A 24,796-nucleotide genomic window follows, 5' to 3' on the forward strand; every position below is an offset into this window, starting at 1 on the left:
AGGGTAAAAGGCAGTTCAACTTTTGAGATGGGTGGGTTATGGTTGCCCGCCCATCAAGACGGGGGACGGGGATGAAACAGTTCACCAAATCGCGGACAGGATCCCTTGCGGCGGCGCTTTTGCTGGCCGGGGTGATGCTTGCATCCGCCGGTGCCGATGCCAAGACGCGCGGCCTCAGCGTTGAGGTCAAGGAACGCGGTGGCGATACCGTGGCCCTTTACGCCGAAAGCCATGCCCTGCTGATCGGGGTATCGGACTACAATAACGGCTGGCCGCGTTTGCGCGGTGTGAAGGAAGACATCCCGGCGGTCAGGACAGCGCTGGAGAAGCAGGGTTTTGATGTGACCGTGGTTATGGACCCGGACCGCGATGGGCTCGACAGGGCTTTCCGCAATTTTGTCAGCCGCCATGGCCAAAATCCAGCCAACCGCCTGTTGTTCTATTTTGCCGGACACGGCCATTCCATGAAGCTGGGTTATGGCGGCCAGATGGGCTATCTGGTTGGCCTGGACGCGCCCAATCCCCGGCTTGACAAGATCGGCTTCAAGAACAAGGCGCTGTCCATGCAGGTCATTGAGACCTACGCCCGCAATATCGAGAGCAAGCACGCGCTGTTCGTGTTCGATAGCTGCTTTTCCGGATCGGTGTTCGAGGCCACCCGGGCCATCCCCGATGCCATCCAGATGAAGACCGGGCAACCGGTGCGCCAGTTCATCACTTCGGGCACGGCGGATCAGAAGGTGCCGGACCGCAGCGTTTTCCGCAGTCAGTTCGTTGCGGCGCTGGAGGGTGAAGGCGACTTGGACAACGACGGCTATGTGACCGGGGCGGAACTGGGGCAGTTCCTGGAAACCACGGTGACCAACTACACCCGGCGCAGCCAGACCCCGCAATACGGAAAACTGCGCGATCCGCTGCTGGACAAGGGGGACTTCGTGTTCGCCCTGCCCGGTGCGGGGAAATCGGCTCCTGCGACATCGGCAAAGCAAGTGACCAATAGCATGACGCCGGAAATGATGTTCTGGCAGTCGATCCAGTCGAGCAAGCAGGCTTCTGACTATGAGGCTTATTTGAGCCAGTATCCCAACGGTTCTTTTGCGGCTCTAGCCCGCAGCCGGGCGGCGCAGTACAAGCCGCAACAGGTAGCCTCCCTGCCGCCGGAGCCGCAGCCAGCGCCGCGCCCGAGTTATCGAGTTCAGGTGATGGACGAGACGTTGTATGCGGTAAAGACGGCGAACGTTAGGTCTGAGCCGAGTGCGACATCGGACAAGCTGGGTTTGCTGGATGCCGGTCGTCCGGTGGGGGTGACGGGCAGGACGGAGGTCTCCGGGGCGACATGGTACCGGGTGGCCTTGGCCAATGGGGAAGCCGGGTATGTCTATGGCAGTCTGTTGGGCGAGCGGGAGCCGCTCCCCATTGCCCCCATAGGTCCTGCCGCCCCGGTCCGCACGGGGAATCTGTCGCCGGGCAACACGTTCCGGGACTGCGAGAACGCGCTGGTGGCGACGGCGGGGCAGTCGGTGCCGTCGGGGGTGTTCTGCGGCCCGGAGATGGTGGTCATCCCGTCCGGATCATTCCAGATGGGCTCCAACGGCGGGGATGGTGACGAGAAGCCGGTGCACCGGGTGAACATTGGGTATCAGTTCGCGGTCGGGAAGTACGAGGTGACCCAGGCCGAATGGCAGGCGGTGATGGGAAGCAACCCGAGCTATTTCAAGGGCAGCAATCGTCCGGTGGAGAAGGTGTCCTGGGAAGACGCTCAGACGTTCATCGAGAAGCTGAACCGCAAGACGGGCCAGCGCTATCGGCTATTGAGCGAGTCTGAATGGGAATATGTGGCCCGCGCCGGGACGACGACGACGTACAGTTGGGGCAACAGCGCCGGATCGGGCAATGCCAACTGCGCCGACTGTGGCAGCCGCTGGGATAACAAGGAGACGGCTCCGGTGGGAAGTTTCCGGGCCAACCCCTTTGGCGTTTACGACATGCATGGCAATGTTTGGGAATGGGTACAGGATTGCAAAGACAGCTACGCCAATACCCCGGCCGACGGCAGCGCCAGAGGAGGAAATAATTCCTGCTATCGCGTCGATCGCGGCGGGTCCTGGTACAGCGGTCCGAGGGGCCTCCGCTCGGCCTATCGCAGCGGGAACCCTCCAGGCTACCGTAACAGCTATCTGGGGTTCCGCCTTGCCCGGACGCTTTAGGCATGCATGCCTAAAGCTTACCTTTTATGTTTTAACCCTTTTACCTTTTGGGGGTCTGGGGACGCAGCTCCCAGCGGAATTAATAATGGGATTTTGACATGCGACGGAGCCTTTCGATTGGTCTGGTCATTCTGGTGTTTCTGGGTTGGGCCCTCCCGGCCCAGGCCGAGAAGCGGGTGGCGCTGATCATCGGCAACAACAGCTATGCCACCCTGAAGGACCTGCGCAATGCCCGCAAGGACGCCCAAAGCGTTGACGCCAAGCTCAAAACCTTGGGCTTTGAGACCATTCTCCGGCTGGATGTCAAACTGCGCGACATGGGCCGCACCCTCGACCAGTTCGAAGCCAAGCTGGCCAAGGCGGATGTGGGGCTGGTGTTCTATGCCGGGCATGGCATTCAGGCCAATGGGCGCAACTATCTGATCCCGTCCGATGCCCGGGTGGAGACGGAAAGCGATTTGGACTACGGCGGCGGCATCCCGGTGCGCAATATTCTCGAAACCATGAAACGGGCCGGGACGGCGCTGAACATCATCATCCTCGATGCCTGCCGCGACAACCCCCTGCCGACCCGCTCCGGATCGCGGGGGCTGACCGTGGAGACCGCGCCGTTGGGCATGGGGGCCAAGGGCACGGCGATCCTCTATTCGGCTGCCCCGGGTCAGGTGGCGCTGGACGGTCCGGGCGGCGGCCATGGGGTGTTCACCGGCGAACTGTTAAAGGTGCTGGATGAACCGGGCCTGACCGTGGAGCAGGTGTTCAAGCGCACGGCGGCCGAGGTGGCGGCGAAGACCCACAACAGCCAGGACCCCTGGATCAATTCGTCGGTCAAGGGCGACTTCTATTTCAAGCCGGGGCAGTCGAAACCGGCGCAGGTTGCTTCGTTGCCTCCGGCGTCCACACCCTCTGTAAACGCGGCGGCCCTGTTCTGGGAAGGGATCAAGGACAGTGGGGACAAGTCCGATTTTGAAGCTTTTCTGAAGGGCTACCCAAACAGCCCGTTGGCCCATCTGGCCCACAAGCGGATCAGGGACCTTTCCTCGCCCGAATACGTTGTCGCCAGTCTAAACACCCGGATGTGGGTGTAGGGCAATGGCGCGGTAAACGTACGCGTTGAACCGACGACCGAGGGGGCCAATGTGGGACGCCTGGAGGGACGCTCGGAGGTTCGGGTCACCGGGCTTGTGGAGGACGGTGACTGGTACCGGGTTGATTTGCCGACAGGAGGGGTTGGCTACGTTTACAGCAATCTCCTGACGGGCAGTGAACCGCAGCTTGACCCCGCGCACAGTCTATCGCCGGGCGACACCTTCCGGGACTGCGAGAACGCCTATGTGGCGACGTCAGGACGTTACGCACCCTCCGGGGCATTCTGCGGCCCGGAGATGGTGGTCATCCCGTCGGGCAGTTTCATGATGGGGAGCACGGACCGGGAGCGGCGCTGGTTCACCGATGACATGGGTGGGGACCAGGAGTTTCTGGACTGGGAGACACCGCGCCACCGGGTAGATATTGGCTATCAGTTTGCCGTGGGTAAATACGAAGTGACCAAGGGTGAGTTTGCCCGTTTCGTGCGCGAGACCGGACGCGATGTGGGCGGCAACTGCTATTATTACGACGATGGCTGGAAACAGGAGGCCTCGAAGAACTGGCGCAGTCCCGGATTCAGCCAGTCGGACAATGAGCCCGTGGTCTGTGTGAATTGGGACGACGCCAAGGCCTTTGCCCAATGGCTTTCCCGCAAAACAGGACAGAAATATCGCCTGTTAAGTGAATCCGAATGGGAATATGCGGCGCGAGCCGGAACGCAGACCATGCGCTACTGGGGTGACGACTGGGAGAATGAGCAGGGTTGCCGCTATGGGAACATGTCAGACATTGTTCATGCCAAGGAACTCGCCTTTCCTCAGGACAAAAAGAACTTCTTCATGTGCCGGGACGGAGAGACCTATACGGCCCGGGTGGGCAAGTACCAAGCCAACGCCTTTGGCTTGCATGATATGATCGGCAATGTCATGGAATGGACGGAGGATTGCTGGAACGAAACCTATCGCGGTGTACCGACAAATGGCAAGGCAGATACAACTGGTGATTGTTCCCTGCGCGTTAATCGTGGCGGCTCCTGGAGCTACATCCCCGGGTCCGACCGCGCGGCTCAACGCGGCAGGGGCACCACATCAGGCCGGAGCCTCAATTTGGGGTTTCGGCTGGCCAGGACCTTTTAGGTGGGACACCTAAAAGTTACAACTTGGATCTTAACCCCTTTACCCCTTGGGGGTCTAGGGGCGAAGCCCCCAGCGAATCGGAACGGACTGCGAGGTGGAGACTCTTAATCGGCCATTTGGCCCAACGGGCTTCCGTGATGGGCCTTTGGCCCCCAAGCGGAAGACTGGCGCTCCCGGTGATCCAAGCGCGTCAATCGTGGCGGCTCCTGGAACAACAACCCCAGGAACGACCGCGCGGCACAACGCAACAGGAACACCACATCAAACCGAAACAACAATTTGGGGTTTCGGCTGGCCAGCACACCCCTTTGCCGGAGCCGATGCATTCAAGGATGTATCGGGTGTGCACCGGGTGAGTCCAGGGGGCGTCATTGTGATAAGTCGGCATTGAGCCGCACGGCCGACATCCGTCTTGCCTCCGTCGCGAGGGACGGGTGTCGCCCTCCTCCTTCGCCTTCAAAATCGGGTTTTGTGTCTGTCCCGGAGCTATTTTTCCGAGCAAAAACTGAAAAAAACTTGCCTGTCCATCGCGGACCTTGGAATATCCATCGGCGATATTAAAAAACTTTGCCCGGCCTCTCATTGGCGGGAACAGTTGAACGCCATTTAACGGAGGGACCCATCCATGTTGAGCCATTTGACCAAATTCGCCCGCTCGTCGAGCTTCGCTGCCCTGGCCCTGGCCGCCGCTGCTTGCAGCACCACCGGCTTTCCGGCCCACGCCCAGACCCAGGACAACATCCCGGTCATCGTCATGCCCGAAGACTCCGACACTCGGTCGGTGACGCGCTCCAGCGACATCAACAAACGGGTGTCGGCGGCGCTGAAAGACAGCATGTTCCGCCACGGCTTCCGCATGGTCGATGAGGAAATGCTGGCCGTCGATCTGGGCTGGGCGGTGCGTGACCGTCGCCCGAAGACTGAACTGGTCGACAGCGCCAAGCTGGCCAACAAGGCGGCCAAGGCCAACCTGCAATCCCGCGCCCTGGCCCTGTACCGCATCCATGCCTATAAGAAGGATGTGGGTTACGCCACCAAACTGGAAACCCGCATCGACGGCGAACTCTACGATCTGGACAACAACACTTTCATTGGCAGTTTCGAACTGCCGCGCGAGTCCTATCCCGCCCCCGCCGATTGCAGTGCAGCCTGCATTACTGAAATTGTCGGCGACAAGGCCGCTGAAATCGCCGCCAGCATCGGCGACGTGTTGGGCTCCAAGCTGGCCTACCTATCGCCCGCTGTGGGCCAGGGCAATAGCACTCCGGTCGGCTCCTCCGCGCCTGTTGCAGCCTCCAACGATCCGCGCTGCCAAAACATGGTCTCGGCCTTCACCATGACCTTCAAGCGCTTTGAGCAGGACGAGATCTATCAGGTCATGAACACCATGACCAACAATGCCGGGGACATCGCCGAAGCCGACCGCTTCCCCTGCTTCGTGCGCAGCGACCTGATGGACAGCAAGCCCGCCATTTCCAAGTACAGCTACACCTCCACGGCCAACCGCGGCAAGCTGAAGCAGTGGGTCGACATGATCCTCATGGACATGGGCCTGACCCCGAACCGCGAAGTGGCGGTCATCCAGCAGGGTAATGAATTGATCCTCGACAAGATCATCACCCGCACCCCCCCCATGCAGCGGGTCCCGACCGGCGCCCGGTTCAACTGACCAACATAAATGGGCAAAAGGGCGGTCTTAGGGGCCGCCCTTTTTTCATAACATATTTGGAGGTCTGCACGGTGAAAACGGTATTCAATCCCCTAAACCTGTTGTTTGGACTTGCCGCTTTCGCAGTGGTGAGCGGCCCTGCCATGGCCTCCCCTCCGACCCGTACGGCTTTCGTTGGCGACAATGTGGTTCAGGTGACGATCAAAGGGGCCACCCCGGAGAGGCTTGCCCGTATCGGATATCTGGATTTGGTGGGGCATTCCGACAATCAGCTTGATCTGATGTCGGGTATCCGCCATGGTCAGAGGCAAAAAGACAGACTGGAAGATGCTTTCTGACACGATCTTTGCTGGTGAACCTTTCGATCTCCGACTCACCACATCGAACGATATTCAATGGCAAGAGGCTGACCTCCTCGTCTGGGCACCGGGCGGCGATGTGGCGCTCAAACTGCCTGTGAATATAGCTTCCAACGGGTCATTCCAGGTTCCACATCTAAAAAAGCCAGGGCTTCATCGTTTGCAAGTGAATGCAGCGGGAGTGACTTCAGTCGGGGACCGACTCAATCGAGTGTTCGACCGAACAATTGATGTGCAGCCCTCACGACCGAAGGTTCAGCCGGTTGCGCCAAAACCCGTCGTGAAGGCGGCTCCCGCACCGCCACAAAAACCGCTTCCGAAACCAGTGCGGCAACCCACTCCAGCCGCCCCTTCGTCTGACGGCTGGCAGTCGATTACCGATTAAACCCTCAGTTCCGCACCGTCACCGTCATCGAAGCCTCCGAAATGCGAACACCGGGGATCGAACGGAAAGCGGCGGATAGCTTGCGGAAATCCTCCTGTGGGATCGGCTCCAGGTCGGTGGCCCCCAGCGCGGGGGGAAGTTTGGCGCTGACCGCCTGATCGGTGGCGAAGCAATGGACCGTCTCCGTGCCCTCTGGGGGCGTCATGGTGAAGGAGAACGGCATCCCGGAACCGGGGAGCTTGTTGATCTCTCCCGCCTTGACCCGGTTGCCGGTGGTCAAATGGCGGTTGGGGAAAAAGCGGAAGGCGGTGCCGTCGGCCTGTTTGTAATAGCAGTTGAGATGAGCATCCCGTTGCACCTCGACCATCAACACCATGGTCTCGCCGAGCCGGAAACGGGGGTTGCGTCCCTTGTTGGTGCTGAGTTCCAGGCCGATGGGGCCCACGTCGTCCTGCGGCACGCTGGCAACGGTGGCCTGGGCCTCGGGATCGGCCAACAGTTCGGCAGGGATGCTGGCCCGTCCGATGCGTCCGGTCCAGTTGGCCCGTTCGCCAAGACCATTCTGAACCGCCAGATTCACGTCGATGCGGTCGGGAAACACCCAATAGGATCCGCCCAGCTTGAATGTCGTCGCGGCGGATTTGGGATCCGGTTCCGACGCACTGCCGCTGACCGCCTTCGGTCCGGCGGTAATCGGAATACCCCGGGTGCGGACGCTGGACTCGGTGAAGGTGGCATCCTTCACCTTGAGCCGGAAGTCCACCAGGGTGGCGCTGATCTGCTTTTCAATTTCGGCCGCCAGACGGTCGCTGAAATAGTCGCTGAACGGGGCCACCCGCTTGCTGGGTTCCTCGCGCAGGCCATAGATTTCCAGGGTCTCGATGTCCAGACCACGTCCGGCGATGGCCTTGGCCGCCTGGGTGATGGCGGCGGTCAGCGGCAGGGTCTTCTCCCGTCCCTCCGCCTCGCCCAGGTCGAGCGGAAACAGCCGGTGGCGGGTCGAGGCCACCAGTTCACCGGTGGCGACGTTGACCCCCTTATAGGCCAGTTCGACCCCGCCGGTGGCGGCCCGGACCTCGCCAATGATCAGGAAGTTGACGGCGGCGTTGCGGGCCAGGGTCTCGGTGGGGTTGACCACATCTTCGAAGGCTGTGATGGATTGGGTTTCGAGCAGCAGCTTTTTAAGGTGCTGGCGGGTGATCATGCGCATGTGAGCGGGTTTCTTGCGCACCATGGCGGCGACCAGTTTTTCATTCCAGCGGTCGGCGGTGGTCTTCGGCACCGGCAGGTCTTCGCCCTGGAACGGCCAGACGGCAACGGAAAGCTGCCCGAACCCGGCCTGGAACAACATCCCCTGCAGCATCGGGTTGGCGGGCAGAGAGGGTTGCGCCACCGCGTTGCGCTGGATGGTGGCGATGAGTTCGTCGGCAAAATCCTCGAACGGCGTTTCATCGGCCCCGGCGGACCCGGGAAGGACCGCAAAGACGGCAATCATGACCCCACAGATCAGCATCTGCCCACGTTTCAGAATTTCCACCCGCACCTCCTTTTGCTTGATCCCTGACCTCAATGACAGGCCGGGAGCCCTTTTCACCAGGGAACCATAGTCATTGCTGAATCGCAATGCGGCAAGGTTGCGTCTTTATCCCCTTTATTGTTGAATTGAGCCCTGAGCCTTGCATTGGGGAAAATGGATAAAACAAAGGCTAAGGGGTAAGGTCATGAATCTGGCTCGTCGGATCGTAATGCTGTTTTTGATCGGCGCGGCGTTCTCTGTGATCGCCGCAAACGCCGAAGCCGCCAAGCGCGTAGCCTTGGTGGTCGGCAATGACAGTTACGCGACCCTGCCCAATCTCAACAACGCCCGCCGCGATGCCCGTGACGTGGCGGCCAAGCTGAAAGCCCTGGGGTTCCAGGTGATATTGCATCTCGACGCCGGGGAACGGCAGATGGGCCGGGCCATGGCCGATTTCGAAAACAAGCTGGCGGGCGGCGATGCTGGCTTGGTGTTTTATGCCGGGCATGGGGTGCAGGCGGACGGCCACAACTGGTTGATTCCGTCTGACGCCAGGGTCGAGGACGAGACCGACCTGCCCTACGAAGCCATCGACGCGGCGGATTTTCTGACCCGGATGCAGCGCGCCGGGGCACCGGTCAATATTGTCATTCTCGATGCCTGCCGCGACAATCCGCTGCCCAAGCGCAAGCGCAGCGCGGCCCGCGGATTGTCGGTGACGGCGGTCCCGGCGGTGCAGGGCATCGCCATGCTGTTTTCCGCCGGTCCGGGCGAGGCGGCCCAGGACGGCGCGCGTGGCGGCAACGGCGTGTTTACCGGAGCGCTGCTGAAGTCGTTGGATCAACCCGGCCTGACCGTGGAGCAGGTGTTCAAAGAGACCGCCCGACAGGTCAACCGGGCCACCCTGGGCCAACAGACCCCCTGGATCAACGCCTCCCTGACCGGAGATTTTTACTTTGCGCCCGGCGCGGCCAACAAAAGCGCGGCGACGAAGAGCGGCAACAATGCAGAATCCGAGCTATGGCGCCTGGCGGAAGAGTTGCAGGCACGTAGCGGTTATGAGGCCTACCTGAAGGACTATCCGTCGGGCCAGTTTTCTACCCACGCCCGGCTTCGGCTGCAGGCGCTTGAGCCGCAACAGGTAGCCTCCCTGCCGCCGGAGCCGCAGCCAGCGCCGCGCCCGAGTTATCGGGTTCAGGCGATGGACGAGACGTTGTTTGTTGTGAAGACGGCGAACGTTCGGTCTGAGCCAAGTGCGACATCGGACAAGCTGGGTTTGCTGGATGCCGGTCGTCCGGTGGGGGTGACGGGCAGGACGGAGGTTTCCGGGGCGACCTGGTACCGGGTGGCCTTGACCAATGGGGAAGCCGGGTATGTCTATGGGAGCCTGTTGGATGAGCGGGAGCCGCTCCCCATTGCCCCCATACGCCCTGCCGCACCGGTCCGCACGGGGAATCTGTCCCCCGGAGATATCTTTCGGGACTGCGAGAACGCCTATGTGGCGACGGCAGGACGTTACGCACCCTCCGGGGCATTCTGCGGCCCGGAGATGGTGGTGATCCCGTCCGGATCATTCCAGATGGGCTCGAATGATGGCTACGATAACGAAAAGCCGGTGCACCGGGTGAACATCGGTTATCAGTTCGCGGTGGGCAAATACGAGGTGACGCAGGCCGAATGGCAGGCGGTGATGGGCAGCAACCCGAGCAAGTTCAAGGGCAGCAATCGTCCTGTTGAGCAGGTCTCCTGGAACGATGCTCAGACGTTCATCGAGAAGCTGAACCGCAAGACGGGGCAGCGCTATCGGCTATTGAGCGAGTCTGAATGGGAATATGTGGCCCGCGCCGGGACGACGACGACGTACAGTTGGGGCAACAGCGCCGGATCGGGCAATGCCAACTGCGACGGCTGTGGCAGCCGCTGGGATAACAAGGAGACAGCACCGGTGGGAAGTTTCCGGGCCAACCCCTTTGGCGTACACGACATGCATGGCAATGTGTTGGAATGGGTGCAGGATTGTTACCAGGACAGCTACGCCAATACCCCGACCGACGGCAGCGCCAGAGGAGGAAATAATTCCTGCGATCGCGTCTATCGCGGCGGGTCCTGGATCAGCATTCCGAGGGACCTCCGCTCGGCCAATCGCTACGGGCTCCAACCTGACTACCGTAGCCTCAGTCTGGGGTTCCGCCTTGCCCGGACGCTTTAGGCATGCGTGCCTAAAGCTTACCTTATATGTTTTAACCCTTTTACCCTTTGGCCGCCGAAGGCGGCCAAATTTTGTTGGGGATGGCATGACCATTGACCGCAGCCCCCGACGGGCGAACGCCATTGGAGCCCTGATCGGCGGCAACGCGCTCATCCAAACGGATTCACCACCGGCACCCCGGTGGGTTCGAAATGGCGGACGTTGCGGGTGACCACGGCGAGACCGTGTTCCAGCGCCGTGGCGGCGATCATCAGGTCGGCCCCGCACATCCCCGGATGACAGCCTGAACCGGTTTGTCTATCCTTTCCCGCCATGGAACAGGTCACCGCGCAATCGTTGGTCATGGAAGCGGGCAAGAGCGCCGAACTGCGCGCCTTGTTCCTCGCCCTGGCCGACATGCGGACGGTAAAGGGCGACCCCTGGCACCTGCCCAAGGCGCGGCGCTGGGTCGAACAACTGATCGCCTGTCGGGCCTATGCCCCGGCGCTGCATCAGCTTTGCCATTTGCTGCCGGTGGCGGAAGCCCTCGGCGGTCGGGACGGCTATCTGGGCTTCTTCTGGCGAGAGTCCACCGCCCGGAGTGCCGGGTGCCGGGCCTTGCTGGCCGACCTGCCGCGCGCCGCCGGACGATTGACCGAGGGCACCCTCACCATTGCCCTGGCCGACCGTTCCTATGATCTCTCGGTAGGCACATTGCCCCGACTGGTCTGTCTGATGCATTTCCTGCAATCGCTGCTCGGTTATGCCACCCTGCGCGATGTATTGACGCCCCTGCGGTCGAGCGGCCTGCGGTCCGCCGAGGTCTCCAGGGTGGCCAACGACATGGCCAAGCGGACCTATGACGCACTGGCGGCCCATCTGCCGACCGTCCAGGCGCAACGGCGCACTCAGGCGGTGCTGGTGTTCATGACCGAACGGGCCGGGCCGGGGTTCGGGAGGGACGCCGTCGACGATGCGGCCATTCTCGATCTGTGGGATGGCCTGATCGACCTGGACGGCGACCTGGGGCGCTCCTTCGAGGCCGCCTACCATGCCGCCCTGGATCTGCGGCGGCTCCTGGCCCAGGGGCACGACCTGCGGGTCTTCGAGCACCAAGCTTCCATCGGCGGCGACCGCGAGGCAGGCGAGGTGGAGCCCGACAACGCGGCCCTGCTGGCGGCCTGTGAAACCCTGCAGGAACGGACCTCGCCGCTCGATCAACTGGCCGAGCCGCCGGCGGATACGGTGAAGGCCCTCAACAAGCGCGAAACCGCCCGGCTGGCCGATCTGGTCGAAGCCGGGGAGGAAGCCGGGGCGCTGGCCCTGTCGCTGCTGCGGCTGGCGGTGTTCCGTCCGGCTCAGTTGCGGATCAGCCAGGGTCTGCGCCGCAAACTCACGGCCGCGCAAATGAAAGAGCTGATCGAAACGGCGGCGGAAACCGACTATCCGGCGGAAACCGACGAATTTACCGCCCTGGCCTCGCATTTGCTGACAGTGAGGCTGGCGAGTGCCGCCGTCCTGGCCCAGGCCGGACATGAGGCGACCTTCACCCTGGCCAGCCATTTGCTAACCCATGACGAGCGGCAGGACATGCAACAGATCATTTCCCAACAGCCGGACCTGATGCGGGCCTTGGAAGACTGCGGCTTCCTCAAGCGGGCGGCGGCGGGACTGAAGAAGATCAACCGGCAGGGTTTCCGCCCGACGGATCTTGAGGATGCGGCCACCATTGAGGGCCACGGACAGGCCATCGCGCCCTTGCAGACCGTGACTGAACAACTGACGGCTTTCGAAGCGGCCCTGGCGCGGTTGGATGCGGAGCATCCCTGGGCGACACGGTTCGCCGAAGACCTGCCCCGTTTCACCGACCGCTTCCACCGCCTGTATGGGGAGGCCTCATGATGAGCGACCGGACCCCCGACCTCTTGCACATTCTGACCGCGCGGGAAACCGCCCGCCTGATCGGGGCCGATCTGGCCCGCGCCGAGGGCGTCGAACCGGCGGCCTGTTTCGCCGATCTGTATGCCTATGTCGCCGGCGGCGATCCGGTGATGGCCCCCGGACTGGCCCGCGCCCTGGCGGTGGATGCCCGGTTGCAGGCCGACCTCAGGGCGCTGGTTGCCGACATGGCCGTCTACCGGGCCGACCGGGTGGCGGCGGCGAGCAGCGGTGGCGTGACCCAGCGCCGGGGCGACGGCTTCACCCTCGACCTGCGTCCCTCGCGCAGCGGCGATGGGCAGGTCTATGGGCTGATTACTCTGGTCGAGGCGCAAAAAGTTCCCCGAGTGCTGTTCGTGCAGCCGCAAGACGGCCCGCCGATGAAGGCGCTGCTTCCCGAGGCGGCGCGCGGACGGGTACAGGTGATGTTCGAGCCGGAAGATCCGATCCTCGCCGCGTTGCAAGACCCGGCCTCGGAGGTCTATCTGGCATGACTACCCTGCGGGTTTACATCGCCACCACGGACGGCCCGTCGGAGGTCCAGCGGCTGACCCCCGAGGACCCGGACCTGCAATCGGTGATCTGTCTGAACGGCCGGGCGCAGCCGCTGCCCATCAGCGCCGCCTACGACGCCTTCGTGCGCAAGCCGACCGGGGTGGTTGAGCGGATGGTTGGGCACCCGGTGTTCCGGGCCGACGTGGCCCGCCCAATCACCGATGGTACGAGCTGGCAACTGGGGTTGCTGCTGGCCCATGTGCTGCATCATCGCGGACGGCTCTGCGGGCGGGAAACGGATCCCGACGCCCTGGTCTGGGTAACCGGCGAGGTGGATACGGACCTCAATCTGCATCCGGTGGCGGGGATCGCGGCCAAGATCGCGGCGTCCGCCGCCCTGTTCCAACAGGCGCGGGCGGACGGCAAGCCGGTGCACCTGATCGTGCCCACGGACAACGAGGCGGCGGTTCGGGCCGCCCTGGGGCAAGACATCGCGGGCCTGGAGGTGGTGGCCGTCGCCCGGTTCGACGATGTTGAGTCCCATGTGGGCATGAGGCAACCTCTCCCTCGACGACGTTTCGGGTGGGCGATGGTTTTTTCTCTCCTGCTGGTTCTGGCCTTGGCCGTTCCCCTTGTGGCCGGACTTGCGCAGGCGCTCGATTGGCGCGCCATGCAGCGGGACGGCCAGTATATTGATCTCGCCGAGGCCCTCGCCCAGAGGCGGGCCACGGGAGGCATATTGGATCGCGTCACCCTGGCGCTTTTCTCATGGGCAGTGCAACCGGCTCCATCTTTGCCGACGCCGGTGTTGCATTATGCGCTGCTCAAGCCGTCCCGCTTCGGCGGCTGTCCCGATGAGGCGGGCCTCGCCGCTCTGAAGCGTGCGCCCATCGAGCCGGTGGACGGGCAACTCGATATCGGAAGTCTAAAAATCTGCGGCCTGCATGTCAGCCTGGAGGATATGGAAAACAGCAAGGAGATCCTCGCGGGACAGGTGGGGCACACTATGTATAACGGCGCCACGGCCATGACCTTGCCCCTACAATCAGGCAAAGAGACATCGACGATCAGCCTCACCGCCATACGAGTCTCCGATATTCTGGCCGACGAGGCCTCTGCATGGGTTCGGGAAGGGACTGCACTGGAAGCGAGGGCTCTCGACATCCTGGCGCTGTCCGGAGGGCAAGTTGTCCATCAGGAGTTGACCATCGTTCGCGAAGATGTACCATCACCTAAACGCTATAAGTTTAATTGACCCTGGGGGGGGGAGGACTGATGCGTCAACAAAAAATTTGGGGTGTTATTATTGGCGCGTCCCTGCTGATTTCGGGGACCGCCGCCGCTGAGGATTGCCAAGAAGCGGACCGGCTGTTTGAAACCTCTCGGACAGCCAGTCAACCAGAGGCGCTGCTGGAAAAGGCCATCGGCCTTTGCCCCACCCATGCCACATCCCTCAACAATCTGGCCGTCCTCAAGGAGCAACAGGGAGACTTGGCGACCGCCGAGGCCCTCTATCGGCGGGCCATCGCCGGTGGCGGCGGGGCAGTGCCCTATGCCGGTCTCGGCGACATCCAGGCGGTGCGCGGCGACAAGTCGGGCGCGCGGCAGGCCTACAGCCGGTTCCTGGAATTGCTTGCCCAAGAGATCGCGGCGGGAGATCCCTTCGGCCTGGCGCCCCACGAGGCGGCCTATCGGGAGAAGCTGCGCGCCCTCGGTGGCGCGGCAACCCAGGTGGTGAACGCCGACGTGGTGACCCGGGGTCTGACCCAGAAGCCGGTCCTGACCCGCGGCCTGACCGTGACCCACCACGAAGAGCCACATATCGACATCCCCATATTGTTCGAAGTGGATTCCGCCCGCCTGTCGTCCGAGGCGGAGAGCCAGTTGCTGGAGATTGCCCGCGCCCTGCAAACGCCGCAACTGAGCAGGACGCGCATTCTGGTCGAAGGTCATACGGATGCCACCGGGGATGCCGGCTATAATCTCTCGCTCTCGGCACAGCGGGCGCGGGCCGTCCAGCAGAGCCTTGTCGACCTGGGCGTCGATGCCCAACGGTTGCGCCCCGAAGGCCGGGGAGAAACCCAACCGGTCGCCGACAACGCCACCGAGGACGGTCGCAGCCGCAACCGGCGGGTGACCTTGGTGAATATCGGGGGAGGAAGCTGATGCGATGGATTATTTGTCTGGTCGCTGTTTTTTGGCTTCTGGCCCTCCCGGCCCAGGCCGAGAAACGTGTTGCCCTGATCATCGGCAACAACAGCTATGCGACCCTGAAGGACTTGCGCAATGCCCGCAAGGATGCCCAGGGCGTTGACGCCAAGCTCAAAACCTTGGGCTTTGAGACCATTCTCCGGCTGGATGTCAAACTGCGCGACATGGGCCGCACCCTCGACCAGTTCGAAGCCAAGCTGGCCAAGGCGGATGTGGGGCTGGTGTTCTATGCCGGGCATGGCATTCAGGCCAATGGGCGCAACTATCTGATCCCGTCCGATGCCCTGGTGGAGACGGAAAGCGATTTGGACTACGGCGGCGGCATCCCGGTGCGCAATATTCTCAACACCATGAAACGGGCCGGGACGGCGCTGAACATCATCATCCTCGATGCCTGCCGCGATAACCCCCTGCCGACCCGCTCCGGGTCGCGGGGGCTGACCGTGGAGACCGCGCCGTTGGGCATGGGGGCCAAGGGCACGGCGATCCTCTATTCTGCGGCCCCGGGTCAGGTGGCGCTGGACGGCCCGAGCGGCGGCCATGGGGTGTTCACCGGCGAACTGTTGAAGGTGCTGGATGAACCGGGCCTGACCGTGGAGCAGGTATTCAAGCGCACGGCGGCCGAGGTGGCGGCGAAGACCCACAACAGCCAGGACCCCTGGATCAATTCGTCGGTCAAGGGCGACTTCTATTTCAAGCCGGGGCAGTCGAAACCGGCACAGGTGGCCTTGCTGCCACCAGCCTCGACAAGTGATCGGGATACTGAGTTCTGGACCGCCATCAAGGACAGCAGCGACAAGGCAGACTTCGAGGCGTATCTGCGCAAGTTCCCGAACGGCACTTATGATTACCTCGCCAAGAAGCGGATCGAGGACCTTTCCTCGCCCGAATACGTAGTCGCCAGTCTAAACACCCGGATGTGGGTGTCGGGCAATGGCGCGGTAAACGTCCGTGGTGAACCCACGACCGAGGGGGCCAAGGTGGGTCGCCTGGAGGGACGCTCGGAGGTCCGGGTCACCGGGCTTGTGGAGGACGGTGACTGGTACCGGGTTGATTTGCCGACAGGAGTGGTTGGCTACGTTTACAGCAATCTCCTGACGGGCAGTGAACCGCAGCTTGACCCCGCGCACAGTCTATCGCCGGGCGACACGTTCCGGGACTGCGAGAACGCCTATGTGGCGACGGTAGGACGTTACTCACCCTCCGGGGCATTCTGCGGCCCGGAGATGGTGGTGATCCCGTCGGGCAGTTTCATGATGGGCTCGAATGATGGCGATGGCGACGAGAAGCCGGTGCACCGGGTGAACATTGGCTACCAGTTCGCGGTCGGGAAGTACGAGGTGACGCAGGCCGAATGGCAGGCGGTGATGGGCAGCAACCCGAGCAAGTTCGAGGGAAGCAACCGTCCTGTTGAGCAGGTCTCCTGGGACGATGCGCAGGCGTTCATCAAGAAGCTGAACCGCCGCACGGGGCAGCGCTATCGGCTATTGAGCGAAGCGGAATGGGAGTATGTGGCGCGCGCTGGGACGACGACGACGTACAGCTGGGGCAACAGCGCCGGATCGGGCAATGCCAACTGCAACGGCTGTGGCAGCCGCTGGGATGACAAGGAGACAGCACCAGTGGGAAGTTTCCGGGCCAACCCCTTTGGCGTTCACGACATGCACGGCAACGTTGGGGAAAGGGTACAGGATTGCATAGACAGCTACGCCAATACCCCGACCGACGGCAGCGCCAGAGGAGGAAATAATTCCTGCCTTCGCGTCTATCGCGGCGGGTCCTGGTTCAACCTTCCGGGGGACCTCCGCTCGGCCAATCGCGGCAGGGACCTGCCAGGCGGCCGTGGCAGCCTTCTGGGGTTCCGCCTTGCCCGGACGCTTTAGGCATGCGTGCCTAAAGCTTACCTTATGTGTTTTAACCCTTTTACCTTTTGGGGGTCTGGGGGCTCAGTCCCCAGCGAGAGCCGCAAGGAAGGCAGAGATGAAGCGAACAATTATATTCTACCTCTGCTTGATAGTGGCGATGGCATTTGCAGCTCCCGCCCAAGCCGAGAAGCGGGTCGCCCTGGTGATCGGCATCAACGACTACCGGCATCTGCCTAGTCTCAACAACGCCGAGACCGACGCCAAGGGCATGGCCAGCAAACTCCGGTCCCTCGGCTTTGACGTCACCCTCAAGCTCAACGCCCGTCAGCGGGACCTGTATCGCGCCCTGGACGCCTTTGAGGGCAAGCTATCCGGTGGTGCCACCGGCCTTGTGTTTTATGCCGGGCACGGCATCCAGGCCGACGGCCACAACTATCTGATCCCCACCGACGCCGATGTGGAAGTGGAATCCGATCTGGCGGCGGAGGCCCTGCCCGCCGAACGCATCCTCGCCGCCATGGAGCGGGCGGGCAATCCGATGAATATCATCATACTCGATGCCTGCCGGGACAATCCGTTGCCCAAGCGCAGCCGGTCGGCGGCCCGTGGCCTGACGGTACTGAACATGCCTCGGGGGGCCAAGGGCACGGCGATCCTCTATGCCGCAGGGCCCAACCAGACGGCCCAGGACGGCGACCCAGGCGGACACGGACTGTTTACCGGAGCGTTGCTGAAGGCCATGGGCCAGCCGGGCCTAAAGCTGGAGGAGATCTTCAAGCAGGTCAGCCGCGAGGTGGTTGAGGCCACAGGCGGACGGCAGCGGCCCTGGTCGCTGGCATCGTTGCAGGGAGACTTTTACTTCATGCCCGGCGCGGCCAACAAAAGCGCGGCGACGAAGAGCGGCAACAATGCCGAGATCGTCTTCTGGCAGTCGATCCAGTCGAGCAAGCAGGCTTCTGACTATGAGGCTTATCTGAGCCAGTATCCGGATGGAGCCTTTACCGCATTGGCCCGCAGCCGGGCGGCGCAGTACAAGCCGCAACAGGTGGCCACCCTGCCGCCGGAGCCACAGCCTGCGCCGCGCCCGAGTTATCGGGTTCAGGCGATGGACGAGACGTTGTTTGTTGTGAAGACGGCGAACGTTCGGTCTGAGCCAAGTGCGACATCGGACAAGCTGGGTTTGCTGGATGCCGGTCGTCCGGTGGGGGTGACGGGCAGGACGGAGATTTCCGGGGCAACCTGGTACCGGGTGGCCTTGGCCAATGGGGAAGCCGGATATGTGTATGGGAGCCTGTTGGGTGAGCGGGAGCCGACGCCCGTGCGTCCTGCCGCCCCGGTCCGCACGGGGAATCTGTCGCCGGGCAACACGTTCCGGGACTGCGAGAACGCGCTGGTGGCGACGGCGGGCCGGTCGGTGCCATCGGGGGTGTTCTGCGGCCCGGAGATGGTGGTCATCCCGTCCGGATCATTCCAGATGGGCTCCAACGGCGGGGATGGTGACGAGAAGCCGGTGCACCGTGTAAACATTGGCTACCAATTCGCGGTGGGCAAGTTCGAGGTGACTCGCGGACAGTTCGCTGAATTTGTCCGCGCCACCGGATATGATGCTGGAAACAGCTGTTATGTTTTTGAAGGTAGCTGGAAAAAGGTGGATGGCAAGAGCTGGAGAAACCCGGGATTTTCGCAGACTGATAGCCATCCGGTGGCATGTGTAGATTGGAGTGCGGCCAAGGCCTATGTGAAATGGTTATCGGGCAAATCGGGCCAGCGCTATCGGCTATTGAGCGAGTCTGAATGGGAATATGTGGCCCGCGCCGGGACGACGACGACGTACAGTTGGGGCAACAGCGCCGGATCGGGCAATGCCAACTGCGACGGCTGTGGCAGCCGCTGGGATAACAAGGAGACGGCTCCGGTGGGAAGTTTCCGGGCCAACCCCTTTGGCGTACACGATATGCATGGCAATGTGTGGGAATGGGTACAGGATTGTTCCCAGGACAGCTACGCCAATGCCCCGACCGACGGTCGCGCACGCACAATCGGAGATTGTCGCGTTCGCGTTCTGCGCGGCGGTTCCTGGGACGTCAAACCGAGGTTCCTGCGCTCCGCCAACCGCGTCAGGGTCAGCTCCGGTGACCGGGGCGACTACTACGGGTTCCGCATCGCCAGGACCTTTTAGGCGATACGCCTAAAAGTTATATCTTGGATCCTTACTCCTTTACTTCTTGGGGAGAGTCCAGAGAGGCCCCCCCCTCTCTGGCCGCCGGAGAGTGTCCGTCCGGTGAACCCGCCCTTGTTATTAGGACTGCGAGATCATCCGGCTTGGGCGGCGTAGTTCCAGGGGAGCAATTCGTCGATGCGGTTGATCTTGTGATCGGCGATGCGATCCAGCACCCAGGTGAGCCAGGATTGGGGATCGACTTGGTTGAGTTTAGCAGTTTCGATCAGGGTGAAGGCGATGGCCATGGCTTTGCCCCCGCCCTCGGAACCGGCGAAGAGCCAATTTTTTACGTCCGAGGGCCACGGGTTTCACGGCCCTCTCGATAGTATTGTTGTCCAGTTCCAAAATGCCGTGGTCCAGATAGGGGCGCGCCTTGGGCATCCTCATGAACAATTTCGCCTTCCGGGGCACATGACCACCGCCGATCGACCGCATCACATCCGGTCAGTCCATGGTCCTTAAAAAAAATCCTGCTCCGCCTTTCATTGCCGGTTTCAGAACGCAACCAGCAACGGGGCCGAACCATGAAAACCCATATTCTGAACACCAAGGGAGCTTTCTCCCGCTTCGCCCTCAAGGGGGCACTCGTGCTGCTGGCGGGGACCACCCTCGCCGCCTGCCAGACCGTCGGCAACCAGCAGAGCGAAGGCATCGGCTTCCGCCAGGCGCGGTTTGCCGAGGTGGAAGCCCTGCGCGGCTACCGGGCCTGCCGCGACGACGCCTTGAAGCTCGACGAGCAAGCCCGCAAGACCTCCAACCCCGGCCAGTATCTGGCCAGCGCGCGGCTGCTGGAATCCTGCGAGGCCGACCTGGGGCCGGAAGCCGACGGCATCGCCCCGGAGGAACGCATGCGGGCCTATGCCCTGTCGGTGCAGAATCACATGAAGGGCGGCGACCTGAGTGCGGCGCGGGCCAATCTGGAGAACTTCAAGCGCGCCTTTCCGGGCCAGGACCTCTATCTCACCGGCGGCGCATCGTTCCTCGACACTTATTCAGTGCTGTTCGATTTCGGTCGCGCCACCCCCTACACCATCTCGGTGGCCAACATCGGCGAACCGCTGCGCGACGAAGTGCGCCGCACCCGCCATTGGAAACAGAACTGACGGCCACCGTCACAGGGAGACATGATCCATGAAAACCCATCCTCTCCGTTCCACCCTGCTCGCCGGTTGTGCCGTTTTGGCACTGCTGGCCGCCGCCCCCCAGGGGGCCCAGGCCGACACCGCGACCTGGAACCCGTCTGCCAGCGAGCGGCTGGTCAAGCTGCCGCCGCAGATGCTGAAAAAGGCCATCGACCGGGACTATAAGGCCTCCGCCCTGGCCGCCGCCATCGACGACAGCAGCGGCAAGATCACCGCCAAGGGCCAGACCTTGGCCGATCTCAAAGGGGCGGCGGAAAAGGCCGAAGGCCCGTTGTACACGGAACTCCAGCACCAGTTCCTGGCCGAGAAGCAGGCCTATGTCCAACTGATGGGCGAACGTTTGGAAATGCGCCAGAAACAGGCCGAGACCCGCAAGAAGCTCTATGAGCGCCTGCTCGACAAGGCCCGCCGCAGCGGCGGGGCCGCCGACCAGGTGACCGCCGATCTGCTGGCCAACCAACAGGCCGCCAGGGAGCGGTTCAAATCCAGCCTGGACGAGGTGGATACGCAGATTTTCGGCACCGAGTTCGCCTCGGAAAGCCGCTACGGCGCTGAATACGCCAAGAACAAGACCGCCATGGACAGCCTGATCGCCGCCATTGCCGCCCACCCCATGAATCAGGGGCCGACCCTGGACGGCGAGGCAATCAGCCGCGAGGACTACCTGCGCCAACTGGTCGCTGACTCGGAGGCGGAAATCGCCCTCATCGCCCAGGAGGAACAGATCCTCGGCTTCATGGCCAAACTGGTGGCCCTGGACGCCATCGCCCTGGCCGAAGGGCTGGACGGCAACCCGGACGATGGAGATAGCCCCGACGAGTCCGCCGCACCCAGCCTGACCGCCGCCGTCTCTTTATTCGTCGGCAACTGATCCCCCTCTTCGAAGGAGACTTTCGAGATGACCACCCTCTTTCCCCTGAAGACTTTCGTTCTCGCCACCGCCCTCGTCCTCGCCAGCACCGCTGCCCAGGCGGGCAGTCTGGAAAACCTGGAACGGGAACGGGCGATCCTGGTCGACACCATTTTCGCCCCCGATTTGACCCCCGACGAGCGGCAGAAGAAAATCGCCCAGTCGAAGCATCGTCTGGTCGATCTGGAACGCATGGCCATCCGCGACAAAACCCTGGAAGGGCAGAACACCCCGGTGGTCCGGCGGGCCTTCGCCAGCTACGACCTGACCTTTCTGGTCCATGCCTCGGTGGAGAAGGATCGCGGCATCACCGATCACTGGCTGGACACCGTGGGCCTGTCCACCGACAGCCTGATGAATGCCCGCGTCGGGCGGCGCTACTAAGATGGGTGCGCTGCTCAATACCCTGGACACCGGCTCCAAGGCCGTCAGCCTGATGCTCGGGGGCGGTGTGGTGGTGACGGCGGTCGCCGTGGCCGCCACAAGCATGGATGCCAACGAACTGGCCCGCCGCGCCGCCGAAGTTTTCGGCATCACCTTTATCGGGCTGCTCGGCGGCCTGGTGCTGACGGCCCTCTATTGCTGGGTCCAACTCACCCGAAGCGGCGGACGGCCGCTGTGGCTGGAAGCGGGCCTGCAGGCGGCCAACGGCATCACCACCCTGGCCCTGACCTATACCCTGCTCGGCATCAGCCTGGGCATCGGCACCCTGGCCCAGCAGACCCTGGGGCCGGATACCGTACAGGCCATCATCCGCGACTTGACGGCCCAGTTCAGCATGGCCTTTCTGACCACCGTGGTCGGCCTGCCGCTGTCCGCCGTGCTGCGCACCCTGTTGCTGGTCAGCCATGCCCGCCTGCTCGAGCCCCCGACCACATCTGACTGAGGGAGACCCATCATGCGTTATCTGTTGTTCAATCTCGTCGTCTTTGCTGCCCTGGCCTATCTGGCAGTCGGCAACGGAACCGATCCCCGCGCCTGGTTGGCGGATGTGACCGCTGCGCCGCCCGCCGTCGAGCGCGCGGAACCTATCGTGGAACCGTTGCCCTCTCCAAAAGTCGAGCCGGTCAAACAAGCAGCGGAGCCCGAGCCGGTCGTGGAAACACCGCCGCCCTTGCCACCGACCCAGGTCGTCGCCCAGATACCGGTCCATGAAGTGCCGATCCAGCAAACCGAAGTCCCGCAAGCGCCCGTTGAAACGGCGACCTTCATGAGCCCCACCGAGCGTCGCCGCGAACTGGCCCGCCTGATCGACGACATGGAAGGCCGGTTTCTCGACCGGCTGGGGAACTGAGCCATGATCCGGCGCGCCCGAACCACCCCCTGGATGGGTTTGCTCCCGGTGGTTCTGGGCGCGCTGCTGTTGGTGATCCTGCCCCGTCCCGACACTTCCCCCGAAGAACAGGCACCGACTGAAAACGAAATGGTGCCCCCCCCATCCCCCATGACCTTGCGGCATGTCACCATCCCGGCCCCGCCGCCCGTGCCTCTCCCCGCACTTGCGCCAGTCCTGCCCGCGCCCGTCGAGGTTCAAGTCGTTGCCCCCCTCGCCCCAACGGCTCCCGAGCCGCGCCATCCGCAACTGCAACAGGCTGAAAAACCGGTGGAATCGGCGGTCGTGACGCTGCCCAAAGAGGACCTTCAGGAAGGACGGGTGGCCCTGCGCTTTCTCGAACATGGGCAAGGCCCGGTTATCGAACTGGCTTGGCCGGAAGATCCAACAGCAAGGGTTCGGTTGTATGACCATCTGAGCCACTGTATCGGGATGTCCACCGTGCTGATGAATGCGGAGGGCCTGGTTTTTGACAAGCAAACCGGCCCGACGGGCCGTCTGCCCGACCTGGATCGTTACAGCGGCTTCGTGCGTCAGGTGGAAGGGTTGCAGCCGCCTCGGGAAGCCCGCCTGATCCAGGATCTGCGACGCGCCCATGCTGGACGGTCCGAACTGATCCCCGTGCGCCTGTTTCCGCGCGCTCAGGATGCGCAACTGCTCGGCGGGCTCACCCGGCTGGTCGGCAAGGGCTATGCCATAGCCCAACATATTCACGCCCGCTATCGCCTGGAAGGCCGGTCCCTATTGCTCTTAGACATCCAGGTCGATGGGCAACGGCGATCTGGTGTGCTTCGACTGCCCGCCTCGTCCTGCCATCGGAAAGGGACTTAGGCCATGCTCACCTTTTGCCGAAATTTATGGGGTCCGGTCCTCGCTGCCGTCATGCTCGCGGGCTGCGTCAACACGCGCACCGTCGCATGGAATGACGGCAAACAGGAAAGTTCGGAGATTTTCGGGCGATCCGTTGAAACCCACTCTGATCGCGCACTCTATGGCCAAAGCCCTTCCTGCGTCGTGGTGTTGGCCCCCACGTCGGAAGACGGGACAGCCGCCGCGCCCATGATTGAGGAGATGGTCGCCCGCCATCTGTCCGGTCGGATCGACCGCGTGGTCGGCCCTATGGAGCGGCAGCAGATGGCGCGCCATTTGGCATTGGACCTCGCGGACAACCGAGACGAAATCCCCCTGGCCCGTGAAAGCGGCTGTACTCATGTGGTCGAGACCGAGGTGATGAGCACGCAAAGTGTCTACGCGCTGGTCTGGACCCGCGAGGCGGTGGGATTGCATCTGCGGCTGCGCAAGGCAGGGTCGGCGGACATTCTCTGGCAGGCCCGGCACATCGCCACCCGATCCGACGGCGGGTTGCCGCTGTCGCCCCTGTCGGCCCTGTTGAGCGTCGCGGAGGCCGGGATGATGGCGGGGGATGACGACCTGCGTCCCTCGCTGACCGACGACGCGCTACGCCGGATCATGGCAACCCTGCCGGATTTTAGAAGTGGACGTGGCACGGGATACTCGACGAGCGCCCTCGCCCGGCGTTATGGTTTCAACTGAAAATATGGGGGACCCACATCATGTTCAGCAAGTCGTTATTTTTGATATCCATTGTCATGGGCCTTGTTCTGGCCTTACCCGCCCGGGCCGATGACAGCCGCCTCAACGCAGAGTCCATCGTCGAGGGTCTGGTGCCGATCAGCGGCCTTGAGGGGCTGCCTGAGGCCCGCTCGGTGGATCTCACCGTTGAATTCGATTTGGGGGCTGCCGACCTGACAGCCCAAGGCGAGGCGCAGTTGGATGCCCTCGGGGCCGCCCTCGAGGATCCACGGCTGAATGCCCTGAGCTTCGACATCATCGGTCATACAGACGCCAGCGGCGATGCCGAACGAAACCTGGAACTTTCCGAGCTTCGGGCCGTAGCTGTGGCCCTGTATCTGGTGCAGGCTCACGGGATCGCCCCGGACCGTCTCTCACCGCGCGGCGAAGGGGAAACCCGGCTCAAGAACCCGCTGGACCCGAACGGAGCGGAAAACCGGCGGGTCGAGATCATGGCCTATATTCCCCGGGTGACCCCGTCAAACAACATCGCCACACCCGCCACCGAGGAGGCAATCACCGAATAATGTGAGGGCAAC

Annotated in this window: 22 protein-coding genes and 2 pseudogenes; 21 read left to right on the forward strand and 3 right to left on the reverse strand. The window is 62.8% G+C overall.

Translation table 11 applies throughout. The features are described 5' to 3' along the window. Positions 1-71 precede the first annotated feature (71 nt). The 6 genes and pseudogenes from ACYQ1P_RS00090 to ACYQ1P_RS00115 all read left to right on the forward strand — a co-directional run bounded on the left by ACYQ1P_RS00090 (position 72) and on the right by ACYQ1P_RS00115 (position 6,439). Positions 72-2,207: an SUMF1/EgtB/PvdO family nonheme iron enzyme gene (locus ACYQ1P_RS00090; RefSeq protein ID WP_460018345.1), complete on the forward strand. Its 2,136-nt coding sequence runs from the start codon at positions 72-74 to the stop codon at positions 2,205-2,207. A 98-nt stretch (positions 2,208-2,305) separates the two neighbouring features. Further along, a complete protein-coding gene (locus ACYQ1P_RS00095) occupies positions 2,306-3,295 on the forward strand; it encodes a caspase family protein (RefSeq protein ID WP_460018346.1) in 990 nt (329 codons plus the stop codon). A gap of 21 nt (positions 3,296-3,316) precedes the next feature. Continuing rightward, positions 3,317-3,451, forward strand: a pseudogene (locus ACYQ1P_RS00100) (SH3 domain-containing protein); the annotation flags it as partial. Positions 3,452-3,622: 171 nt separating this feature from the next. Next, on the forward strand, positions 3,623-4,432 hold the full coding sequence (locus ACYQ1P_RS00105) for a formylglycine-generating enzyme family protein (RefSeq protein ID WP_460020109.1): 810 nt from the start codon (positions 3,623-3,625) through the stop codon (positions 4,430-4,432). A 625-nt stretch (positions 4,433-5,057) separates the two neighbouring features. Then, positions 5,058-6,101, forward strand: coding sequence for a hypothetical protein (locus tag ACYQ1P_RS00110; protein ID WP_460018347.1), 1,044 nt, complete (start codon positions 5,058-5,060; stop codon positions 6,099-6,101). A 143-nt stretch (positions 6,102-6,244) separates the two neighbouring features. Then, positions 6,245-6,439 carry a hypothetical protein gene (locus ACYQ1P_RS00115; protein ID WP_460018348.1) on the forward strand — a complete coding sequence of 65 codons (195 nt, stop codon included), beginning with the start codon at positions 6,245-6,247 and terminating at the stop codon, positions 6,437-6,439. Between the two features lie 410 nt (positions 6,440-6,849). On the opposite strand, the gene ACYQ1P_RS00120 is transcribed toward ACYQ1P_RS00115, so the two are convergent. Continuing rightward, complete coding sequence (locus tag ACYQ1P_RS00120; protein ID WP_460018349.1) at positions 6,850-8,382, reverse strand: DUF4384 domain-containing protein; 1,533 nt, start codon at positions 8,380-8,382, stop codon at positions 6,850-6,852. Between the two features lie 184 nt (positions 8,383-8,566). Between ACYQ1P_RS00120 and ACYQ1P_RS00125 the strand changes: the two genes are divergently transcribed. Continuing rightward, positions 8,567-10,570: an SUMF1/EgtB/PvdO family nonheme iron enzyme gene (locus ACYQ1P_RS00125; RefSeq protein ID WP_460018350.1), complete on the forward strand. Its 2,004-nt coding sequence runs from the start codon at positions 8,567-8,569 to the stop codon at positions 10,568-10,570. A gap of 149 nt (positions 10,571-10,719) precedes the next feature. On the opposite strand, the gene ACYQ1P_RS00130 is transcribed toward ACYQ1P_RS00125, so the two are convergent. Then, positions 10,720-10,884: a PIN domain-containing protein gene (locus ACYQ1P_RS00130; protein WP_460018351.1), complete on the reverse strand. Its 165-nt coding sequence runs from the start codon at positions 10,882-10,884 to the stop codon at positions 10,720-10,722. Here ACYQ1P_RS00130 and ACYQ1P_RS00135 point away from each other — a divergent pair. From ACYQ1P_RS00135 to ACYQ1P_RS00160, 6 genes are all read left to right on the forward strand, one after another. After that, positions 10,883-12,451, forward strand: coding sequence for a hypothetical protein (locus ACYQ1P_RS00135; RefSeq protein WP_460018352.1), 1,569 nt, complete (start codon positions 10,883-10,885; stop codon positions 12,449-12,451). The genes ACYQ1P_RS00130 and ACYQ1P_RS00135 overlap by 2 nt on opposite strands. After that, positions 12,451-12,981 carry a hypothetical protein gene (locus ACYQ1P_RS00140; protein WP_460018353.1) on the forward strand — a complete coding sequence of 177 codons (531 nt, stop codon included), beginning with the start codon at positions 12,451-12,453 and terminating at the stop codon, positions 12,979-12,981. The genes ACYQ1P_RS00135 and ACYQ1P_RS00140 overlap by 1 nt, the downstream gene beginning before the upstream one ends. Next, positions 12,978-14,237: a hypothetical protein gene (locus tag ACYQ1P_RS00145; protein WP_460018354.1), complete on the forward strand. Its 1,260-nt coding sequence runs from the start codon at positions 12,978-12,980 to the stop codon at positions 14,235-14,237. Before ACYQ1P_RS00140 ends, ACYQ1P_RS00145 begins: the two co-directional genes overlap by 4 nt. A 20-nt stretch (positions 14,238-14,257) precedes the next feature. Further along, complete coding sequence (locus ACYQ1P_RS00150) at positions 14,258-15,148, forward strand: OmpA family protein (RefSeq protein WP_460018355.1); 891 nt, start codon at positions 14,258-14,260, stop codon at positions 15,146-15,148. Then, positions 15,148-17,076: an SUMF1/EgtB/PvdO family nonheme iron enzyme gene (locus ACYQ1P_RS00155; protein ID WP_460018356.1), complete on the forward strand. Its 1,929-nt coding sequence runs from the start codon at positions 15,148-15,150 to the stop codon at positions 17,074-17,076. Before ACYQ1P_RS00150 ends, ACYQ1P_RS00155 begins: the two co-directional genes overlap by 1 nt. Before the next feature lie 139 nt (positions 17,077-17,215). Then, a complete protein-coding gene (locus tag ACYQ1P_RS00160; RefSeq protein ID WP_460018357.1) occupies positions 17,216-19,237 on the forward strand; it encodes an SUMF1/EgtB/PvdO family nonheme iron enzyme in 2,022 nt (673 codons plus the stop codon). A 134-nt stretch (positions 19,238-19,371) separates the two neighbouring features. On the opposite strand, the pseudogene ACYQ1P_RS00165 reads toward ACYQ1P_RS00160, so the two are convergent. After that, positions 19,372-19,642 (reverse strand): annotated as a pseudogene (locus ACYQ1P_RS00165) (transposase domain-containing protein); the annotation flags it as partial. Between the two features lie 161 nt (positions 19,643-19,803). Between ACYQ1P_RS00165 and ACYQ1P_RS00170 the strand changes: the two are divergent. The 8 genes from ACYQ1P_RS00170 to ACYQ1P_RS00205 are packed head-to-tail and all read left to right on the forward strand — an operon-like array spanning position 19,804 to position 24,784. After that, complete coding sequence (locus ACYQ1P_RS00170) at positions 19,804-20,382, forward strand: hypothetical protein (protein ID WP_460018358.1); 579 nt, start codon at positions 19,804-19,806, stop codon at positions 20,380-20,382. Between the two features lie 28 nt (positions 20,383-20,410). Next, complete coding sequence (locus ACYQ1P_RS00175; protein WP_460018359.1) at positions 20,411-21,292, forward strand: hypothetical protein; 882 nt, start codon at positions 20,411-20,413, stop codon at positions 21,290-21,292. A 27-nt stretch (positions 21,293-21,319) separates the two neighbouring features. Beyond that, the gene (locus ACYQ1P_RS00180) at positions 21,320-21,715 is read left to right on the forward strand and encodes a hypothetical protein (RefSeq protein WP_460018360.1); all 396 of its coding nucleotides are present in this window, start codon (positions 21,320-21,322) and stop codon (positions 21,713-21,715) included. 1 nt (position 21,716) lies between these two features. Then, complete coding sequence (locus tag ACYQ1P_RS00185) at positions 21,717-22,217, forward strand: hypothetical protein (protein ID WP_460018361.1); 501 nt, start codon at positions 21,717-21,719, stop codon at positions 22,215-22,217. Positions 22,218-22,229: 12 nt separating this feature from the next. Then, positions 22,230-22,625 carry a hypothetical protein gene (locus ACYQ1P_RS00190; protein ID WP_460018362.1) on the forward strand — a complete coding sequence of 132 codons (396 nt, stop codon included), beginning with the start codon at positions 22,230-22,232 and terminating at the stop codon, positions 22,623-22,625. A 3-nt stretch (positions 22,626-22,628) separates the two neighbouring features. Next, entirely contained in the window at positions 22,629-23,495 is an 867-nt protein-coding gene (locus ACYQ1P_RS00195; protein WP_460018363.1) for a hypothetical protein, read from the forward strand. Between the two features lie 3 nt (positions 23,496-23,498). Then, positions 23,499-24,218 (forward strand): hypothetical protein, encoded by a 720-nt coding sequence (locus ACYQ1P_RS00200; RefSeq protein WP_460018364.1) that lies wholly within the window; start codon positions 23,499-23,501, stop codon positions 24,216-24,218. Positions 24,219-24,274: 56 nt separating this feature from the next. Beyond that, a complete protein-coding gene (locus ACYQ1P_RS00205; RefSeq protein ID WP_460018365.1) occupies positions 24,275-24,784 on the forward strand; it encodes an OmpA family protein in 510 nt (169 codons plus the stop codon). Positions 24,785-24,796 lie beyond the last annotated feature (12 nt).

It is taken from the genome of Magnetospira thiophila, from assembly GCF_054657015.1.

What these genes read in the sequence shown, in the direction of transcription:
- ACYQ1P_RS00090 (WP_460018345.1), top strand. Translation starts at nt 72, where the DNA reads ATGAAACAGTTCACCAAATCGCGGACAGGATCCCTTGCGGCGGCGCTT.
- ACYQ1P_RS00095 (WP_460018346.1), top strand. Translation starts at nt 2,306, where the DNA reads ATGCGACGGAGCCTTTCGATTGGTCTGGTCATTCTGGTGTTTCTGGGT.
- ACYQ1P_RS00105 (WP_460020109.1), top strand. Translation starts at nt 3,623, where the DNA reads ATGGGGAGCACGGACCGGGAGCGGCGCTGGTTCACCGATGACATGGGT.
- ACYQ1P_RS00110 (WP_460018347.1), top strand. Translation starts at nt 5,058, where the DNA reads ATGTTGAGCCATTTGACCAAATTCGCCCGCTCGTCGAGCTTCGCTGCC.
- ACYQ1P_RS00115 (WP_460018348.1), top strand. Translation starts at nt 6,245, where the DNA reads ATGGCCTCCCCTCCGACCCGTACGGCTTTCGTTGGCGACAATGTGGTT.
- ACYQ1P_RS00125 (WP_460018350.1), top strand. Translation starts at nt 8,567, where the DNA reads ATGAATCTGGCTCGTCGGATCGTAATGCTGTTTTTGATCGGCGCGGCG.
- ACYQ1P_RS00135 (WP_460018352.1), top strand. Translation starts at nt 10,883, where the DNA reads ATGGAACAGGTCACCGCGCAATCGTTGGTCATGGAAGCGGGCAAGAGC.
- ACYQ1P_RS00130 (WP_460018351.1), bottom strand. Translation starts at nt 10,884, where the DNA reads ATGGCGGGAAAGGATAGACAAACCGGTTCAGGCTGTCATCCGGGGATG.
- ACYQ1P_RS00140 (WP_460018353.1), top strand. Translation starts at nt 12,451, where the DNA reads ATGAGCGACCGGACCCCCGACCTCTTGCACATTCTGACCGCGCGGGAA.
- ACYQ1P_RS00145 (WP_460018354.1), top strand. Translation starts at nt 12,978, where the DNA reads ATGACTACCCTGCGGGTTTACATCGCCACCACGGACGGCCCGTCGGAG.
- ACYQ1P_RS00150 (WP_460018355.1), top strand. Translation starts at nt 14,258, where the DNA reads ATGCGTCAACAAAAAATTTGGGGTGTTATTATTGGCGCGTCCCTGCTG.
- ACYQ1P_RS00155 (WP_460018356.1), top strand. Translation starts at nt 15,148, where the DNA reads ATGCGATGGATTATTTGTCTGGTCGCTGTTTTTTGGCTTCTGGCCCTC.
- ACYQ1P_RS00160 (WP_460018357.1), top strand. Translation starts at nt 17,216, where the DNA reads ATGGCATTTGCAGCTCCCGCCCAAGCCGAGAAGCGGGTCGCCCTGGTG.
- ACYQ1P_RS00170 (WP_460018358.1), top strand. Translation starts at nt 19,804, where the DNA reads ATGAAAACCCATATTCTGAACACCAAGGGAGCTTTCTCCCGCTTCGCC.
- ACYQ1P_RS00175 (WP_460018359.1), top strand. Translation starts at nt 20,411, where the DNA reads ATGAAAACCCATCCTCTCCGTTCCACCCTGCTCGCCGGTTGTGCCGTT.
- ACYQ1P_RS00180 (WP_460018360.1), top strand. Translation starts at nt 21,320, where the DNA reads ATGACCACCCTCTTTCCCCTGAAGACTTTCGTTCTCGCCACCGCCCTC.
- ACYQ1P_RS00185 (WP_460018361.1), top strand. Translation starts at nt 21,717, where the DNA reads ATGGGTGCGCTGCTCAATACCCTGGACACCGGCTCCAAGGCCGTCAGC.
- ACYQ1P_RS00190 (WP_460018362.1), top strand. Translation starts at nt 22,230, where the DNA reads ATGCGTTATCTGTTGTTCAATCTCGTCGTCTTTGCTGCCCTGGCCTAT.
- ACYQ1P_RS00195 (WP_460018363.1), top strand. Translation starts at nt 22,629, where the DNA reads ATGATCCGGCGCGCCCGAACCACCCCCTGGATGGGTTTGCTCCCGGTG.
- ACYQ1P_RS00200 (WP_460018364.1), top strand. Translation starts at nt 23,499, where the DNA reads ATGCTCACCTTTTGCCGAAATTTATGGGGTCCGGTCCTCGCTGCCGTC.
- ACYQ1P_RS00205 (WP_460018365.1), top strand. Translation starts at nt 24,275, where the DNA reads ATGGGCCTTGTTCTGGCCTTACCCGCCCGGGCCGATGACAGCCGCCTC.